We start from the raw sequence: 15,785 nt of genomic DNA on the forward strand, positions 1-15,785 counted from the left end.
GTGCACGGCAAATCCCCCAGAGCGTACTGGAAGATCATTGAATGCCCGAAGATCTCCGGCCAAGAAAGATCGCGAGGGCTTTTGTGCCGGTCTGCGCCCTTACGGATGGTCGGCTTCCGGCCTAAAGTGCCCCCGCCCGGCGGCGGGTTGCGGAACCGGCTGGCAGGATCGCCGCATGGCTGAGCAGCGAGGCGGCGAGCGGGGCGGGCGGGACGCCCGGGGCGGCGGACAGGGTGCGGGGGAACCGCGGCGGAGGGGTGTCCGACCCGAGGAGGCGCGCGCCTGGGAGGACCTCGTCGCCACGGCCCGCCGAACGGTCGCCGAAGGCCTCGTCGTCGGCACCTCGGGCAACGTCTCGGTGCGCGTCGGGGACACCGTGCTGGTCACGCCGTCGGGCGTCCCGTACGACCGGCTGACGCCCGGCGACGTGACCGGTGTCGACCTCGACGGCCGGCAGGTCCTCGGCACGCTCGTCCCGACCAGCGAACTGCCCATGCACCTCGCCGTCTACCGCACGGCCGACGCCCGCGCCGTCGTCCACACCCACGCCGTGCACGCGACGGCCGTCTCGACGCTCGTCGGCGAGCTCCCGCTGATCCACTACATGGCCGCCGCCCTCGGCGGGCCCGTCCGGGTTGCCCCGTATGCCACGTACGGCACCGACGAGTTGGCCGAGAACATGCTCCGCGCCCTCGCCGACCGCGCCGGCTGCCTCCTGCAGAACCACGGCACCATCACCCACGGCGCCACCCTCGACCAGGCCTACGACCGCACCGCACAGCTGGAATGGATGTGCCGCCTGTGGCTGACCGCCACGTCGGTGCCGGGCCTGTCCCCGAGCCTGCTCTCCCGCGACCAGCTGACGGAGGTGGAACAGCGCCTGCGCGGCTACGGCCAGCGTCAGTGACCGGGGCCGCCCGCGCCAGGAACCGCGCCGCCACCGCCCTCACGAGCCCCGGATGCCGCCGCCAGCCGCGGCCGGCGTGCGCCTCACCCCACCGCCGCCCCCCACTGGTCGCCGGCCGGGTCCGCCAGGACACTGGACGGGTGCGCACTGTCAAAGCGACGGCCGCTGCCGTCACCGCCGTGATCGGGGCCGGGGCCGCCGCGGTGGCCGCCGGCCGGTTCGCCAGCGACGCCGCGCTCAAGGCGCGTCCGGGCAGGCCCCTGCCCACCGAACCCCGGCTCACCGTGCACGGCACGGCCGCCGGGCAGATCAGCCTCACCCGGGACCTGGCCGCCCTGCGGCCCGGCCGCTACGGCCTGGCCGGCGACGGCTCCCACGCCGTCGTCGGCCCCGTCCTCGCCGACGCCCCGCACACCGCCGACACCGTCGTACGCCGCCTGGAGCGCGTCACCCACGGCGCCCTGCGCCCCGGCGACAAGGCGTGGCTCACCCCCAACGTGTACGTCGGCGACCCCGGCGCCGCCCTCGGCCTCGAACACACCGACGTCGAGATCCCCGGCGAACTCGGCGCGCTGCCCGCGTGGTTCGTGCCCGGCGCCCGGGACACCTGGGTGATCGCCGCGCACGGCCTGGGCACCACCCGGGAAATCGCCATGAACGTCATGGAGTTCCTGCACCGCAACCGCTTCCCGGTCCTCGCCCTCGCCTACCGCGGCGACCTCGGCGCACCCCGCCCGCCCGACGGCCTGAACCACCTCGGCGAGACCGAGTGGCGCGACCTCGACGCGGCCATCCGCCACGCCGTACGCCACGGAGCCCGCCAGGTCGTCCTGCACGGCTGGTCCACCGGCGCCACCATGGCCCTGCGCGCCGCCGAGCACTCGGAGCTCCGCGACCGCGTCTCCGGGCTCGTCCTGGACTCCCCGGTCCTCAGCTGGGAGACCACGCTGCGCGCTCTGGCCGCCGCCCGCCGCACCCCGGGCGCGCTGCTGCCCCTGGCGGTCCGCGCCGCCCAGGGCCGCACCGGCCTGTACGGCGACCGCGCCACGGGGGCCGCCCCGTACGACGGCGTCCGTGTCCCCGCCCTCCTCTTCCACGGCCCGGACGACACGGTCGCCCCCTGGCGGCTCTCCCGCCGCCTCGCCGACGCCCGCCCCGACATGGTCGCCCTCCACACCGTCCGCGGCGCCCCCCACGGTGCGATGTGGAACGCCGACCCCGAGGCGTACGAGGAGGCCCTGCGGCGCTTCCTCACCCCCCTCATGTGACCCCTGCGGCGGGTGCAGGCCCGTCACACCCCCCGTTCACGCCCCCTTCGCCCCGTCGCAACCACGTCCCGTCCGGCTCCCCACCGACCGGTCGCGATGATTCCGTTTAGCGTCGTACCACTGGCCTGTTCCCGGCCCTCGACCACTCCCGGGGACCGGTGCGTTGGCCATCCCCGTCGCCCGCCGTGACATTCCGTTTGGGTTTTCGGACCGTCAACCGGAAGACTGCCCCCGTGACGTCCCGTATCCCGCGCGACTCCAGGCTTCGACTCGTCCGCCCGCGACCCCTGGCCGCCGCCCCCAGAGCGATGAACCAGCAGCGCTCGCGCCGCCCCGCGCCGCGCCCCCCGGAGGGCACCCCGGCACCGGCGGAGCTGGCCAGAATGGCACGCTCCGGCCTCGCCGACGCCGCCCGCGTCGCCCGCTGGGCCGACGCCGCCCTCGGCCCCGGCGGGGACAGCGCCACCGCCGACGGCAAGGCCACCCTCTCCGACGCGACCGCCGAACGGGCCGCCTCGGACCTGGGCCTGACCCCGGCTCAGGTCAGAGCCGACTGGGACACCGCCCGCCTCGCCGGCCTCGTCGAGGTGCACGGCGACAGCGCCCGCCCCGGCTGGCGGCTGCGCGCCTGGAACCGCGACGACAGCGCCGTACTGCGCGGCTGGGTCGCCCTCTTCGACGCCTGGTCGCTCGCCCATCCGGAACCCGAGGAGCACGAGCCCGCCGCCGTCGCCGAGGTCGTCTCGGCCATGCCGCAGGTGCTCTCCTTCCTCCAGCTGTCCGCCGGCCCCGTCCCCGTCGAGCAGCTCCTGGACCTCCTGGAGCAGCGCGTCACCGAACTGCGCACCGCCCGCTGCGAGATCCCCTACGGCCCCCAGCCCGAGCCGGCGGCCGAACCGGAGCCCACCGACGCCCCGCTCGCCCCCCTCCTCGACTGGGCCCTGCGCGCCCTTGCCTCCGTCGGCGCCCTCACCTACGGCGACGGCCAGGCCACGCTCACCCCGCTCGGCAGCTGGGCCGTCTGGGTCAAGCTGGAGCAGATCTGCGTCGCCGCGCAGAGCCCCGCCGGGAACATCGAGCAGGCCGCCGAGGACATGCTCCGCGGCTGCGCCCAGCTGCGCCCGAACGCGGCCCGTGCCGAGTACCGCGCCTGGCTCGCCGCCCGGCCCGTGGGCAGCGCCGTCACCGAGCTTCTCGGCGCCGCCCGCGGCGAGGACGCCCTGCTGCGCGGCCTCGCCTTCGAGGCGCTGCGCGTGGTCGGCGCCCCCGCCGAGCCGGACGTCCGCGCCGTGCTGGAGGAGCCGACGCTCCGGCCGTACGCGCTGCTGTGGCTGGCCGAGCACGACGGGGCCGACCCGGAGGACGCCCACGAGGTCCTCACCCGGGAGGAGGCGACCTGGCTGTGGGTGGACACGGCCGCCGCCGTCGCCGACCACGGGGAGGCCCCGCTGCTCGTCCGCCACCTGGAGTCCGCCGTGCAGCCGACCGTCCCGATGCTCCTGGACGAGGTGCGGGCCGTGGGGCACCCGCGCACCGTGCAGGTCCTGGTCGCCCTCGCCGCGGCACACCCCGACCCGGCCCTGGCCAAGGCCGTGCGCCGGGCCGCCTTCCAGGTGCACACCGGCGGCCACTAGCCGCCCGGCCCGTCCGGGGCGCCGGGATCCCGCCTCCGCGAGATCCCGCCCCCCCCCCGCGAGACGAACCGAACACCCGAACGCAGAAAAAGTGGTTGCACGCCCCCGTTAGACTGTCCCCCATGGCCATTCTCCTCGCGCATTAGACGGCGGGAACGTCCTCAGCCGCCCATCCCGCCCCCGTATCCGCCCTGGAGTCTGTCCGTGATCTCCGCCTCCGGTATCGAGCTGCGCGCCGGTGCCCGCGTCCTCATCGAAAACGCCACCTTCCGGGTCGCCAAGGGCGACCGCATCGGCCTGGTCGGCCGCAACGGCGCGGGGAAGACGACCCTCACCAAGTGCCTCGCGGGCGAGGGCATGCCCGCCGGCGGCACCATCACCCGCTCCGGCGAGGTCGGCTACCTCCCGCAGGACCCGCGCACGGGCGACCTCGACGTCCTCGCCCGCGACCGCATCCTCTCGGCGCGCGGCCTGGACGTCCTGATCCGCAAGATGCGCGACAACGAACAGCGCATCGCGAACGGCAAGGGCGCCACCCGCGAGAAGGCCCTCAAGCAGTACGAGCGCCAGGAGACGGAGTTCCTCACCAAGGGCGGGTACGCCGCCGAGGCCGAGGCCGCCACGATCGCCGCCGCGCTCAACCTGCCCGACCGCGTGCTCGGCCAGCCCCTGCACACCCTCTCCGGTGGTCAGCGCCGCCGCATCGAGCTGGCCCGCATCCTGTTCTCCGACGCGGACACGCTGCTGCTCGACGAGCCGACCAACCACCTCGACGCCGACTCGATCATCTGGCTGCGGGACTACCTGAAGACCTACCGCGGCGGCTTCATCGTGATCTCCCACGACGAGGACCTGGTCGAGACAGTCGTCAACAAGGTGTTCTACCTGGACGCCAACCGCGCCCAGATCGACGTCTACAACATGGGCTGGAAGCTCTACCAGCAGCAGCGCGAGGCCGACGAGAGGCGCCGCAAGCGCGAGCGCGCCAACGCCGAGAAGAAGGCCGCCGCGCTCCATTCGCAGGCCGACAAGATGCGCGCCAAGGCCACCAAGACGGTCGCCGCGCAGAACATGGCCCGCCGCGCGGACAAGCTGCTCTCCGGCCTGGAGGCGGTCCGCCAGTCCGACAAGGTCGCCAAGCTGCGCTTCCCGGAGCCCGCGCCCTGCGGCAAGACCCCGCTGATGGCCGAGGGCCTGTCGAAGTCCTACGGCTCGCTGGAGATCTTCACCGATGTGGACCTGGCCATCGACAAGGGCTCCCGCGTCGTCATCCTGGGCCTCAACGGCGCCGGCAAGACCACCCTGCTGCGGCTGCTCGGCGGCGTCGAGCAGCCCGACACGGGCGCGGTCGTCCCCGGCCACGGCCTGAAGCTCGGCTACTACGCCCAGGAGCACGAGACCCTCGACCCCGACCGCACGGTCCTGGAGAACATGCGCTCCGCCGCACCCGACATGGACCTCGTCGAGGTCCGCAAGGTGCTCGGCTCGTTCCTGTTCTCCGGCGACGACGTCGACAAGCCGGCCGGGGTCCTGTCCGGCGGTGAGAAGACCCGCCTGGCCCTCGCCACGCTGGTGGTGTCCTCGGCGAACGTCCTGCTCCTCGACGAGCCCACCAACAACCTCGACCCGGCCAGCCGCGAGGAGATCCTCGGCGCGCTGCGCACCTACAAGGGCGCCGTCGTCCTCGTCACGCACGACGAGGGTGCCGTCGAGGCGCTCCAGCCGGAGCGGATCATCCTGCTGCCGGACGGCGTCGAGGACCTGTGGGGCGCCGACTACGCGGACCTCGTCGCCCTCGCTTGATCGAATGCGTGATCAACGGCGTATGGATCATTCGGCCTAGCGGTGATCCATCATCTGTGTGAGATCTCCTCGTACCGAGGTGTGTCCTACATCGAATTCGCGGCCGAGCCCCCGATTCTTCCGGGCTCGGCCGCGTCGCCTTTCTGACCTGGCATTTCCCGGGGCAATCCGTTCGGGCGTACGGACGCCGCTCTCCGGAATTCCGTATTCCGGATGTGGGGATGTGCTCCCGTCGTCACAACCTTGTCTCACGGACCTTGCCGAATGGGTGGCCATCAAGGCTCGGAGGGGTGATCATGAGGAGACCAGAGCGCACTTCCCATGAGGAGGCACGGGTGGCCGAGACTCTGAAGAAGGGCAGCCGGGTGACCGGCGCCGCGCGCGACAAGCTCGCGGCAGACCTGAAGAAGAAGTACGACGCCGGTGCGAGCATCCGGGCGTTGGCCGAGGAGACCGGCCGCTCGTATGGCTTCGTGCACCGCATGCTCAGTGAGTCGGGCGTCACGCTGCGAGGGCGTGGCGGGGCGACACGGGGCAAAAAGGCCACGGCCTGACCCCGGGTGGCCCCACGGCTTCGATGGTGGCCACCCGGTCGGCAGGCTGAGCGGCCGGGTGGTTACTGTGCAGTCACTTAGCTGTGCCGTGATGCGGCGGGACATCCGCCGTCGCACGGCGCGGAAGACGACCGCACACATCGGAGGCGTCCCATGGCTTCGTCCGACCAGGACCTCGTTCCCGTACTCGACAAGGACGGCGTACGGCTCACCGTCGACGACGCGATCGCCACGGTGACGCTGGCCAACCCGGCCAAGCGCAACGCGCAGAGCCCCGCTCTGTGGCGGGCGCTGACCGAGGCCGGGCGGCAGCTGCCGGGCTCCGTCCGCGTCGTGGTGCTGCGGGCCGAGGGCAAGTCCTTCTCGGCCGGCCTCGACCGGCAGGCGTTCACGCCCGAGGGCTTCGACGGCGAACCGTCGTTCGTCGACCTCGCGCGGGGCGGCGACGCCGAGTTGGACGCGACCATCGCCGAATACCAGGAGGCGTTCACCTGGTGGCGGCGCAGCGACATCGTCTCCGTCGCCGCTGTCCAGGGACACGCCATCGGGGCGGGCTTCCAGCTCGCCCTCGCCTGCGACCTGCGCGTCGTCGCCGACGACGTGCAGTTCGCCATGCGCGAGACCAGCCTCGGACTCGTGCCCGACCTGACGGGCACCCATCCGCTGGTGGGGCTCGTCGGATACGCCCGCGCGCTGGAGATCTGCGTGACCGGGCGCTTCGTCACGGCCGAGGAGGCCGTCAGCACCGGGCTCGCCAACGTGGCCGTGCCCGCCGACCAGCTCGACGACACCGTCCGCGACCTCACCGCGGCCGTCCTCGCCGCGCCCCGCGACGCCGTCGTGGAGACCAAGGCCCTGCTGCGCGGCGCCCAGGACCGCACCTACGAGGAGCAGCGCGCCGCCGAACGCCAGTCCCAGGCGCGCAGGCTGCGGGACCTGGCGGGCGTCGGCGACTGAGACCGCCGGGCCGCCGGGCGGTCAGCCGATCGCGCTCACCAGCACCGCCACCGTCGGGTGGTCCGGCAGCGCCGTCCTGACCGCCGTACGGACCGCGCGGGCCACGTCCCGGGCCCGGTGGTCCGCGCCCACCGCCACTTCGACCCGGACATGGCGGTGGGACAGCGCGGCGTCGCCCGCCAGTTCCTCGATGTGCACGGGGTGACCCAGCGCGCCGGTCAGATGCAGCACGCCCGGGACCGCGAGGGCCGTCGCCGCCGCGCGAGCCTCGTCGCCCTCCTCCGGCTGCGCGGCCGGGGACGGTTCGGGCAGACGCACGGCGGGCCCGGGCTCAGCCTCCTCGTCCAGCAGCCCCGTCACCCGCAGATCCACCTCGCGCACCGCCAGGCCGATCCGCTGCGTCGCGGCGGTCGCCAGGGTCGCCCGCAGCAGGGACGCCGTCGTCGGCAGCGGTTCCGAGGCCGTGGCCGCGAACTCGGCCGTCACCCGCAGCGGGCCCGGCGGCAGCGCGCTCGGCGGAGCGGGCACGGCCGGCTCCCGCGTGTCCGCCGAGTCGGCGAGCACGATACGCAGCGCGTCGACGCGCACGCCCGGAGCGTCCTCGGCCGCGCGCCGCAGCACCGCCTCGGCCGCCTGCTCGGCGATCCACGCGCCGTCGCGCGCCTCACCCAACGGCAGGAGCCTGCCGAAACCCAGCTGATGTCTCACTGCCCGTGTCCACCGGTCGGCCGTCATTCCTCCAGCCTGCCGCATCAGAGGCGCGCCACCACGTAACCGTGCTTACGGTGGTCGCAGGACGACAACCGAAAAGGACGAACGGCGATGACTGACATGACCGAGAACCGGGGCGGGGAGACCGAAACGCCGGCGGCACGCAGGAGTCCGCTGGCCAAGCGCGGCGGAGACCCGGGCTCCCGGGGCCGGACGACCATCGCGGACGGCGTCGTGGAGAAGATCGCCGGCCTCGCCGCACGAGACGTGGACGGCGTGCACGCCATGGGCAGCGGGCTGTCCCGCACGTTCGGAGCAGTGCGCGACCGCGTGCCCGGCGGCCAGAAGTCGGTGACCCGCGGAGTGAAGGCCGAGGTCGGCGAGGTGCAGGCCGCCCTCGACCTGGAGATCGTCGTCGACTACGGCGTGTCGATCGCCGACGTGGCCAGGGACGTACGGGAGAACGTCATCACCGCCGTCGAGCGGATGACGGGCCTGGAGGTCGTCGAGGTCAACATCGCGGTGAGCGACGTGAAGCTGCCGGACGAAGAGGAAGAGGAACCGGAGCGCCGGATCCAGTGAGGACCAGGGGCACCGGACAACACAGCGGCAGCGGAGCTGAGGAGCTGAGGAGCGCATGAGCATGGCCGTGGTCGGCATGATCGCCGGCATGGCGCTGGCCTTCGCCGGGTATTTCGGCGGATTCGGTGCCTTCTTGCTGGTCGCGGCGCTGGGCGCCGTCGGCTTCGTCGTCGGCCGGTTCCTGGAGGGGGACATGGACCTGGGCGACTTCTTCCGCACCCGTGGCGAACGGCGGCGGTGACGTCCGTGAGCGCGGGGGCCGGTGAGCTCGACAGACCTCTGACCGTCGTCCCGGCGGGGGAGCGCGGCGCGACCCGGATCGCCGACCGGGTCGTCGCGAAGATCGCCTCCCAGGCGGCCCGCGAGGCCGTCGGGACGCTGCCGCCCGACGCCGGCCGGCCGTCCGCCTCGGTCGTCGTCCACCACCACGTGGTCCACGTCCGCGTCCACGTCGAACTCGACTACCCCTGCGACATCGGCGACCGCTGCCGCCGGGTGCGTCGCCAAGTCGTCGACCGGGTGGGCGCCCTGGTGGGAATGCAGGTGCCGGAGGTCGTCGTCCACGTGGAGCGGCTGCACCTGACCGCGGCGCCCGGCGCGGCACACGGGAGGACGCGATGAGCGAACCCCAGGGCACGGAACCGCCCGAGCCCGAGGGCACCACACAGCGCCTGCCGGTCCTGGAGAAGTCCCAGGCCGGCGCCGGACCCGACCGGTCGGAGTCGTCGCCCGGACCGCCGCAGGCGCCCGACGGCGAGGGCGGCCGCGCGGGCCGCTTCTGGTCGACGCGCCGCATCCCCGCGGGCATCGTCGCCCTGCTGCTCCTGGGCCTCGCCGGGCTGTTCCTCTACGACATCGTCTCCGTGCGGGCCGACCGGCCCGGCATGCACTGGCGCCGGGAGCTGGCCCGGCAGCTCGCCGAACGGCCCCTCGACGACACCTGGGTGCTCGTCGGGGCCGGGGTCGCCGCCGCCCTGGGGCTCTGGCTGCTGGTCCTGGCCGCCACACCCGGCCTGCGGCACGTGCTCCCGATGCGCCGCACGCACGGCGACGTCCGCGCGGGCCTGGACCGGGACGCCGCCGCGACCGCGCTGCGCGACCGGGCCATGGAGGTCGCCGGCGTGCAGTCGGCACGGGTACGGGTGCGCCGTCGCCGCGCGAACGTCCGCGCCCTGTCCCACTTCCGTGAACTGGACGACGTACGAACCGATCTGGACGCCGTGCTCGGCGACGCGGTCCGCGGACTGGGGCTGTCCCGGCCGCCCTCGCTGTCGGTGCGCGTCCGGCGGCCCGGCCGGAAGGGGTGAGGTGCGGTGCTCAGGACCGTCAACCGTGTGTTCCTCGGGCTGGTGGGGCTCGTCCTGCTGGTGCTGGGCGGCTCCGTCCTGGCCGTCGGCCTCGGCGCCCCGGCACCCTCCTGGTGGATCCACCACGACCGGCACGACGTGCTGCTGAGCGAGGCCGAACGCACCCGCTGGCGCGACGCCGGCTGGTGGTGGCCGGTCGTCATCGCCGCGCTCGCCGTCCTGCTGCTGCTCGCCCTGTGGTGGCTCGTCTCGGTGCTGCGCCGGCGCCGCCTCGCCGAGGTCCTCGTCGACACCGGCGACGGCGAGGGCGCGCTGCTGCGCGGCCGGGCCCTGGAGAGCGTCCTCGGCGAGGAGGCGGCCCGGATCGACGGCGTCGACCGCGCCCGCGCCCACCTGAGGGGCCGCCGCAGCGCCCCCGAGGCCCGCGTACGCCTCGCACTGGAGCCGCACGTGGACCCCGGGGACGCGTTGAACGACTTCACGGGTCAGGCGCTGGCGCACGCACGGGACTCCGCCGGGCTGGCGTCACTTCCGGCGGAGGTACGGCTGAGTGGCGTCCGGCACCACGCGGAGCGGGTGAGCTGACGTGCCCGGGGGAGCGGGGAAACGCGCGAGCGATCCCCGCGCGCCCGCCGCCGGTGCTCTCAGAACCCGTGCCGCGCTCCTCCGTCGACGGGCACCATGACCCCGGTCAGATAGGACGCGGCCGGCGACAGCAGGAACGCGGCCACCCGCCCGAACTCCTCGGGCGACCCGTACCGCCGCAGCGGGATCTTCGACTCCGCCGCCGCCCTGGTCGCCTCCGGGTCCGCCGACAACCCGTCCAGCTCGCGCACGCGATCCGTGTCGATCCGCCCGGGCAGCACGCCCACCACCCGGACGCCCCGCGGCCCCAGTTCGTCGGACAGCGACTTGGCGAAGCCCGCCAGGCCCGGCCGCAGCCCGTTCGAGATCGTCAGCCCCGGAATCGGCTCGTACACCGACCCGGACAGCACGAACCCGATGACGCCCCCGGACTCCAGCTCGGCGGCCGCGGCGCGAGCCAGCCGCACCGCGCCGAGGAACACCGACTCGAACGCCGTCTGCCACTGCTCGTCCGTGTTGTCCGCGACGAACCCGGCCGGCGGCCCGCCCACGCTGACCAGGACACCGTCGACCCGCCCGAAGTGCTCCCGGGCGGCACCGATCAGCCGGGCCGCCGCCCCGGGGTCGGCGTTGTCGACGGCCACCCCGACCGCGTTCGGGCCCAGCGCGGCCGCCGCTTCGGCGACACCCTTCTCGTCCCGCCCCGAGACGACCACCTTCGCCCCGTCCGCGACGAGTTCACGCGCGGAGGCGTTGCCGAGGCCCCGCGTGGCCCCCGTGACGACGTACACCCGGTCCTTCAGTCCAAGATCCATGGTTCCTATCCTGCCCCGTCCTCCCCGGACAGGGCGAGGGCGGTGTTCACCAGGCCGATGTGGCTGAACGCCTGCGGGAAGTTGCCGAGCTGCCGGCCGGTCACCGGGTCGAACTCCTCGGCCAGCAGACCGACGTCGTTGGCGAGCCCCATCAGCCGCTCGAACAGCTGCCGGGCCTCCTTCGTACGGCCCGTCATGTGCAGGGCGTCCGCGAGCCAGAACGAGCACACCAGGAAGGTGCCCTCGCTCCCGGGCAGTCCGTCGACGTCCGCCCGCTCCGAGTCGGTGGTGCTGTAGCGGCGCAGGAAGCCGCCGTGGTCCAGCTCCTTGCGGACCGCGTCGATGGTGCCGACCACCCGCGGATCGTCGGGCGGCAGGAAACCGACGCGCGGGATGAGCAGCAGCGCGGCGTCCAGCTCGCGCGAGCCGTAGGACTGGGTGAAGGTGTTGCGTTCCGGGTCGTAGCCCTTCTCGCACACCTCGCGGTGCACCTCCTCGCGCAGCGCGCGCCAGCCGTCCAGGTCGCCGTCCAGCTCCGGGTGGAGCTCCAGCGTGCGCACGGCACGGTCGGCGGCGACCCACACCATCACCTTCGAGTGCACGAACTGGCGCGGGCCGCCGCGCACCTCCCACAGCCCCTCGTCCGGCTGCCGCCAGTGCGTGCGCAGGAAGTCCAGCAGGGCCGTCTGCAGGGCCCACACGTCCGGCTGCGGGGACAGTCCCGACTCGCGGGCCAGGGACAGGGAGTCCATGACCTCGCCGTAGACGTCCAGCTGGAGCTGGTTGACGGCGTCGTTCCCGATGCGGACGGGGGTGGACTCGGCGAAGCCGGACAGCCACGGCAGCTCGAACTCGGGCAGCCGTCGCTCACCCGCCAGGCCGTACATGATCTGCAGGTCCGCCGGGTCGCCCGCGACCGCGCGCAGCAGCCAGTTCCGCCAGGCCTCCGCCTCCTCCTGGTAGCCCGCCGCCAGCAGCGCGCCCAGGGTGAGGGTGGAGTCGCGCAGCCAGCAGTAGCGGTAGTCCCAGTTGCGCACCCCGCCCGGCTCCTCGGGCAGGGAGGTCGTGGCGGCGGCGACGATGCCGCCGGTCGGGGCGTACGTGAGCGCCTTGAGGGTGATCAGGGAGCGCACGACGGCGTCCCGGTACGGTCCCTCGTAGCGGCAGCGCGACACCCAGGCCCGCCAGTCCTCGACGCTGTGGCGCAGCGCGTCGAAGGGGTCGACGAGCGGGGGGCGCGGTTCGTGCGAGGGGTGCCAGGTCAGGACGAAGGCGACCTGCTCCCCCTTCCGGACCGTGAACTCCGCGTGCGTGCCGAAGTCCTCGCCCCAGCTGCGCACCTCCGGCTCGCTGCGCAGCCACGTCGAGTCCGGCCCGGCGACGGCGACGCGGTGGCCGTCGGCCCGGCGCACCCACGGCACGATCGAGCCGTAGTCGAAGCGCAGCTTGAGGACGCTGTGGAGCGTCACCTCGCCGTCGAGGCCCTCGACGATGCGTACGAGGTCGGGGGCACGGTCGCGTTGGGGCATCAGGTCGGTGACCCGGACCGTCCCCTGCTCGGTCTCCCACTCGGTGTCCAGGACGAGGGTGTCGCGGCGGTAGGCGCGCCGGGTGCACCGGTCCGCCCCCACGGGGGCGATGCGCCAGTAGCCGTTGTCCTCGTCACCGAGCAGTTTGGCGAAGCAGGCGGCGGAGTCGAAGCGGGGCAGGCACAGCCAGTCGACGGATCCGTCCGTGCCGACCAGGGCAGCGGTCTGCTCGTCGCCGACGATCGCGTAGTCCTCGATGCTCGGGTGCACGCAGTGCGGGTTCCCGGCAAGTCGGCGCGGCAATCAGGGCAGGGGCCGGGGGAGTGACAGGCCGTCGGCGGCCGCGGCGCCGGTGCCCGAGAAGATCACCCCCGGGTCCGACGGGGCCTGGTTGAGCACCCACAGGCCGATCAGCACCGCCAGCGCGAAGACGACGGTGATCAGCACGGCCAGCACGAGCCTCCGCCGGCGCTCGCGCCGCAGCCACTCCCCGCGCGCCGTGCGGTACGCGTCGGGGTCGGGGAGCACCCCGCCCGCCAGGGCCCGCAGCGCCTCGCGCAGTTCCTGCTCGGTCCGGTCGGTGCCGTGCGACGGTGTCGCGTCTCGGTGCGTCATCGCCGGGCCTCCATCGCCTGTGTCAGGGCGGCGATGCCGCGTGCCGTGTGCGTCTTGACGGAGCCGCCGGAGATGCCCATCGCGGCGGCTATCTCGCTCTCCTTGAGCCCGAGCCAGTGCCGCAGCACCAGCGCCTCGCGCTGCCGGGGCGGCAGCTGCTGGAGCGCGTCGATCAGCACGCGCTGGTCCTCGCGGAGCAGGGCGGCGTGCTCGGCGGAGGCGACCGTCTCGTCCGGCGGGTTCTCCTCGTGCCGCCGGGCGACCTGGAGGTGCCGTATCCGCATCCGCGTCAGATTGCAGACGGTGGACCGCAGATAAGCCTCCGCCGCGGCCACGTCCCGCAGGCGCCGCCACTTGCGGTAGATCTGGTAGTACGCCTCGGCCACCACGTTCTCCGGGTCGTCGGCGCCGAGCAGCACGGCCAGGCGCAGCATCGAGGAGTAGTGCAGCTCGAAGAGGTGGGCGACACCGGCCTCCCGCTCCAGGTCGGCGGGGTCGCCGGCGGGGGTGGCGAGCGGCTCGGCCGGTGCCGGTGCCGCCGCGGGGGGCAGCGTGGGGTTCTCTCTGCGTCTCACGGGTTGTTCGCTCCCGTCTCCGGGCGGCGCCGGACGGTCAGGCGGGACGGCAGGTCGGTGGCGTCGGCGCCGCGCGGGACGCCGAGGCGTTCGAGGGCCGCGGTGCCGGCCACCGCGACGGTCAGGTTGAGCAGCAGGGCGGCGAGCCCGGCGTAGATCTCCAGCGGCCCGGCGCCGGTGCCGAGCGGCACGATCGAGGAGAAGCCCTCGCGCACCACCAGGTACGTCCCCGACGCCATGCCCACGGCCCACCCGGCGAGCAGTGCCCGCGGGTGCAGCCGCCCGGTGAACAGCCCGACGGCGACGGCCGGGAAGATCTGCAGGATCCACACGCCGCCGAGCAGCTGGAGGTTGACGGCGTCCTGGTCGCGCAGTCCGAACACGAACGCCACGGCACCCACCTTCGCGGTGAGGGACACGGCCTTGGCGATCCGCACCTGCCGCTTGGGCGTGGCCGTCGGATGGACGTACTCGACGTACACGTTGCGGACGAAGCTCGTGGCCGCGGCGATCGACATCACCGCCGCCGGGACCAGCGCCCCGACGGCGATCGCGGCGAACACCAGCCCGGCGAGCGGCGCCGGCATCAGCCGGTCGACCAGCATCGGCACGGCCGCCTCGGCACCTCCGCGCGGTGCCCGCACCCCCGCCGCGAGGGCGGCGACGCCGAGGAAGCCGAACAGCGCGAGCAGCCCGGTCCAGGCGGGCAGCGCCACCGCGACCCTGCGCAGGGTGCGCGGCCCGTCGGCGGCGAAACCGGCGGTGAGCACGTGCGGGTACATCAGCAGGGCGAGCGCGGAGCCGAGGGCGAGGGTGGCGTAGGCCGGCTGCTGCTCGGGGGAGAGCAGCAGCGCCGGACCGCCCAGCCGCTCCGCCGCGCCGTCGAAGACCGGGCCCGGGCCGCCGAATCGTTCCAGCACCAGCCAGGTCACCGCGGTCAGCGACACGAACACGGCCACCGCCTTCAGCGCCGAGATGACCGCCGGCGCCCGCAGTCCGTGCCGGTAGGTGGCCACCGCGAGCCCCGCGAACAGGGCCACCAGCACCAGGTCGCCGGCGGCGCCCCGCGGATACACGCCCCCGGCCGTCAGCACCGCCCGGATGCCGAGCAGTTGCAGCGCCAGGTACGGCATGGTGGCGAGGATCCCGGTCAGGGCCACCACCAGCGCCAGCGGGGACGATCCGTAGCGGCCCCGCACGAAGTCGGCGGCGGTGATGTAGCCGTGCCGCCGGGCCACGCTCCCCAGCCGGCTCAGCAGCACGAAGGCGAGCGGGCAGACGATCACCGTGTACGGCACCGCGAAGAAGGCGGGAGCGCCGTTGCCGTACGCCAGCCCCGGTACGGCGGTGAACGTGTACGCGGTGAAGATCGTGCCGCCGAGCAGCAGCCAGGTCCAGCCGGGGCCCAGACCGCGGTCGGCCAGCGCCCAGCCCTCCAGCGAGGGCAGCCGGTCGACCGGACGCAGCCGCCGCGCGGTGACGGCGAGCAGCGACGCCCCGCCGATCACGGCGAGGAACGTCGCGGTCATGGCGCCGTCAGCCATGGGTCACCGTCCTTGGTGTGCCTGTGCCCTCGCGCGTAAGTTGCGCGGACGGCCCGTCCGGAGGACAGGGAACCGGGGAGAAATCTTCTGGAAACGCCGTGTCAACCACTTCCGGCGGGTGCGCAACTCTTGCACAGACCGACAGCGAGCGGGAGAGGAGCGCGGGTCATGGCACGGACCGGGCATCCCCGGCTACGGCGCGTCGCCGTCGCCCTGCTGCTCCTCGCACCCGCGGCCGGGTTGCTGTGGGTCCCGCTGTACGCCGGGGCGGATCCGCGGCTCGCGGGGACGCCGTTCTTCTACTGGTACCAGCTGGCCTGGGTACCGGGCTGCGGCCTGTGCCTGCTCGCCGCGTACGCGCTGACCGAACGACATCGCTGAACGACACCGCACACCGCT

18 protein-coding genes are annotated in these 15,785 nt (G+C 73.9%); 12 read left to right on the forward strand and 6 right to left on the reverse strand.

Annotated features, from left to right (window positions below):
• Positions 1-175: 175 nt before the first annotated feature.
• The 6 genes from ABZ948_RS10920 (at position 176) to ABZ948_RS10945 (ending at position 7,123) form a co-directional block, all read left to right on the forward strand.
• Entirely contained in the window at positions 176-907 is a 732-nt protein-coding gene (locus ABZ948_RS10920; RefSeq protein ID WP_359758597.1) for a class II aldolase/adducin family protein, read from the forward strand.
• Between the two features lie 140 nt (positions 908-1,047).
• On the forward strand, positions 1,048-2,175 hold the full coding sequence (locus tag ABZ948_RS10925; protein ID WP_359758598.1) for an alpha/beta hydrolase: 1,128 nt from the start codon (positions 1,048-1,050) through the stop codon (positions 2,173-2,175).
• 233 nt (positions 2,176-2,408) lie between these two features.
• Positions 2,409-3,809, forward strand: a complete 1,401-nt coding sequence (locus tag ABZ948_RS10930; RefSeq protein WP_359758599.1) for a hypothetical protein — start codon at positions 2,409-2,411, stop codon at positions 3,807-3,809.
• A gap of 204 nt (positions 3,810-4,013) precedes the next feature.
• Positions 4,014-5,612 (forward strand): ABC-F family ATP-binding cassette domain-containing protein, encoded by a 1,599-nt coding sequence (locus ABZ948_RS10935; protein WP_359758600.1) that lies wholly within the window; start codon positions 4,014-4,016, stop codon positions 5,610-5,612.
• Between the two features lie 335 nt (positions 5,613-5,947).
• The gene (locus ABZ948_RS10940) at positions 5,948-6,166 is read left to right on the forward strand and encodes a helix-turn-helix domain-containing protein (protein WP_010037790.1); all 219 of its coding nucleotides are present in this window, start codon (positions 5,948-5,950) and stop codon (positions 6,164-6,166) included.
• Between the two features lie 153 nt (positions 6,167-6,319).
• A complete protein-coding gene (locus ABZ948_RS10945) occupies positions 6,320-7,123 on the forward strand; it encodes an enoyl-CoA hydratase/isomerase family protein (protein ID WP_359758601.1) in 804 nt (267 codons plus the stop codon).
• 21 nt (positions 7,124-7,144) lie between these two features.
• On the opposite strand, the gene ABZ948_RS10950 is transcribed toward ABZ948_RS10945, so the two are convergent.
• Positions 7,145-7,858: a nucleopolyhedrovirus P10 family protein gene (locus ABZ948_RS10950; protein ID WP_359758602.1), complete on the reverse strand. Its 714-nt coding sequence runs from the start codon at positions 7,856-7,858 to the stop codon at positions 7,145-7,147.
• Between the two features lie 87 nt (positions 7,859-7,945).
• On the opposite strand from ABZ948_RS10950, the gene ABZ948_RS10955 reads away from it, so the two are divergent.
• From ABZ948_RS10955 to amaP, 5 genes are read left to right on the forward strand one after another with little or no spacing between them, the layout of a single operon-like run.
• Positions 7,946-8,416 (forward strand): Asp23/Gls24 family envelope stress response protein, encoded by a 471-nt coding sequence (locus ABZ948_RS10955; protein ID WP_359758603.1) that lies wholly within the window; start codon positions 7,946-7,948, stop codon positions 8,414-8,416.
• 55 nt (positions 8,417-8,471) lie between these two features.
• Positions 8,472-8,657, forward strand: coding sequence for a hypothetical protein (locus ABZ948_RS10960; protein ID WP_359758604.1), 186 nt, complete (start codon positions 8,472-8,474; stop codon positions 8,655-8,657).
• Positions 8,654-9,037, forward strand: a complete 384-nt coding sequence (locus ABZ948_RS10965; RefSeq protein ID WP_359758605.1) for a hypothetical protein — start codon at positions 8,654-8,656, stop codon at positions 9,035-9,037. Before ABZ948_RS10960 ends, ABZ948_RS10965 begins: the two co-directional genes overlap by 4 nt.
• Positions 9,034-9,723, forward strand: coding sequence for a DUF6286 domain-containing protein (locus tag ABZ948_RS10970; RefSeq protein WP_359758606.1), 690 nt, complete (start codon positions 9,034-9,036; stop codon positions 9,721-9,723). The genes ABZ948_RS10965 and ABZ948_RS10970 overlap by 4 nt, the downstream gene beginning before the upstream one ends.
• 6 nt (positions 9,724-9,729) lie before the next feature.
• Positions 9,730-10,308: an alkaline shock response membrane anchor protein AmaP gene (gene amaP / locus ABZ948_RS10975; RefSeq protein ID WP_359758607.1), complete on the forward strand. Its 579-nt coding sequence runs from the start codon at positions 9,730-9,732 to the stop codon at positions 10,306-10,308.
• Positions 10,309-10,367: 59 nt separating this feature from the next.
• Here amaP and ABZ948_RS10980 read toward each other — a convergent pair whose 3' ends face one another.
• The 5 genes from ABZ948_RS10980 to ABZ948_RS11000 are packed head-to-tail and all read right to left on the reverse strand — an operon-like array spanning position 10,368 to position 15,386.
• The gene (locus ABZ948_RS10980) at positions 10,368-11,123 is read right to left on the reverse strand and encodes an SDR family oxidoreductase (protein WP_359758608.1); all 756 of its coding nucleotides are present in this window, start codon (positions 11,121-11,123) and stop codon (positions 10,368-10,370) included.
• A gap of 5 nt (positions 11,124-11,128) precedes the next feature.
• On the reverse strand, positions 11,129-12,922 hold the full coding sequence (locus ABZ948_RS10985) for a glycoside hydrolase family 15 protein (protein WP_359758609.1): 1,794 nt from the start codon (positions 12,920-12,922) through the stop codon (positions 11,129-11,131).
• Between the two features lie 33 nt (positions 12,923-12,955).
• On the reverse strand, positions 12,956-13,267 hold the full coding sequence (locus ABZ948_RS10990) for a hypothetical protein (protein ID WP_031118925.1): 312 nt from the start codon (positions 13,265-13,267) through the stop codon (positions 12,956-12,958).
• Entirely contained in the window at positions 13,264-13,842 is a 579-nt protein-coding gene (locus ABZ948_RS10995) for a sigma-70 family RNA polymerase sigma factor (RefSeq protein WP_435857478.1), read from the reverse strand. The genes ABZ948_RS10990 and ABZ948_RS10995 overlap by 4 nt, the downstream gene beginning before the upstream one ends.
• Entirely contained in the window at positions 13,839-15,386 is a 1,548-nt protein-coding gene (locus ABZ948_RS11000) for a sodium:solute symporter family protein (RefSeq protein ID WP_359758610.1), read from the reverse strand. Before ABZ948_RS11000 ends, ABZ948_RS10995 begins: the two co-directional genes overlap by 4 nt.
• A gap of 168 nt (positions 15,387-15,554) precedes the next feature.
• Here ABZ948_RS11000 and ABZ948_RS11005 point away from each other — a divergent pair, with 168 nt between their 5' ends.
• Positions 15,555-15,767, forward strand: coding sequence for a DUF3311 domain-containing protein (locus ABZ948_RS11005; protein WP_031118928.1), 213 nt, complete (start codon positions 15,555-15,557; stop codon positions 15,765-15,767).
• Positions 15,768-15,785: the final 18 nt, after the last annotated feature.

Source organism: Streptomyces olindensis, assembly GCF_040645895.1.
Taxonomy (GTDB): domain Bacteria; phylum Actinomycetota; class Actinomycetes; order Streptomycetales; family Streptomycetaceae; genus Streptomyces; species Streptomyces olindensis.

Bases quoted from the DNA above. Each gene is read 5' to 3' on its own strand.
- ABZ948_RS10920 (WP_359758597.1), top strand. From the start codon at position 176: ATGGCTGAGCAGCGAGGCGGCGAGCGGGGCGGGCGGGACGCCCGGGGC.
- ABZ948_RS10945 (WP_359758601.1), top strand. From the start codon at position 6,320: ATGGCTTCGTCCGACCAGGACCTCGTTCCCGTACTCGACAAGGACGGC.
- ABZ948_RS10950 (WP_359758602.1), bottom strand. From the start codon at position 7,858: ATGACGGCCGACCGGTGGACACGGGCAGTGAGACATCAGCTGGGTTTC.
- ABZ948_RS10955 (WP_359758603.1), top strand. From the start codon at position 7,946: ATGACTGACATGACCGAGAACCGGGGCGGGGAGACCGAAACGCCGGCG.
- ABZ948_RS10960 (WP_359758604.1), top strand. From the start codon at position 8,472: ATGAGCATGGCCGTGGTCGGCATGATCGCCGGCATGGCGCTGGCCTTC.
- ABZ948_RS10970 (WP_359758606.1), top strand. From the start codon at position 9,034: ATGAGCGAACCCCAGGGCACGGAACCGCCCGAGCCCGAGGGCACCACA.
- ABZ948_RS10980 (WP_359758608.1), bottom strand. From the start codon at position 11,123: ATGGATCTTGGACTGAAGGACCGGGTGTACGTCGTCACGGGGGCCACG.
- ABZ948_RS10990 (WP_031118925.1), bottom strand. From the start codon at position 13,267: ATGACGCACCGAGACGCGACACCGTCGCACGGCACCGACCGGACCGAG.
- ABZ948_RS11000 (WP_359758610.1), bottom strand. From the start codon at position 15,386: ATGGCTGACGGCGCCATGACCGCGACGTTCCTCGCCGTGATCGGCGGG.
- ABZ948_RS11005 (WP_031118928.1), top strand. From the start codon at position 15,555: ATGGCACGGACCGGGCATCCCCGGCTACGGCGCGTCGCCGTCGCCCTG.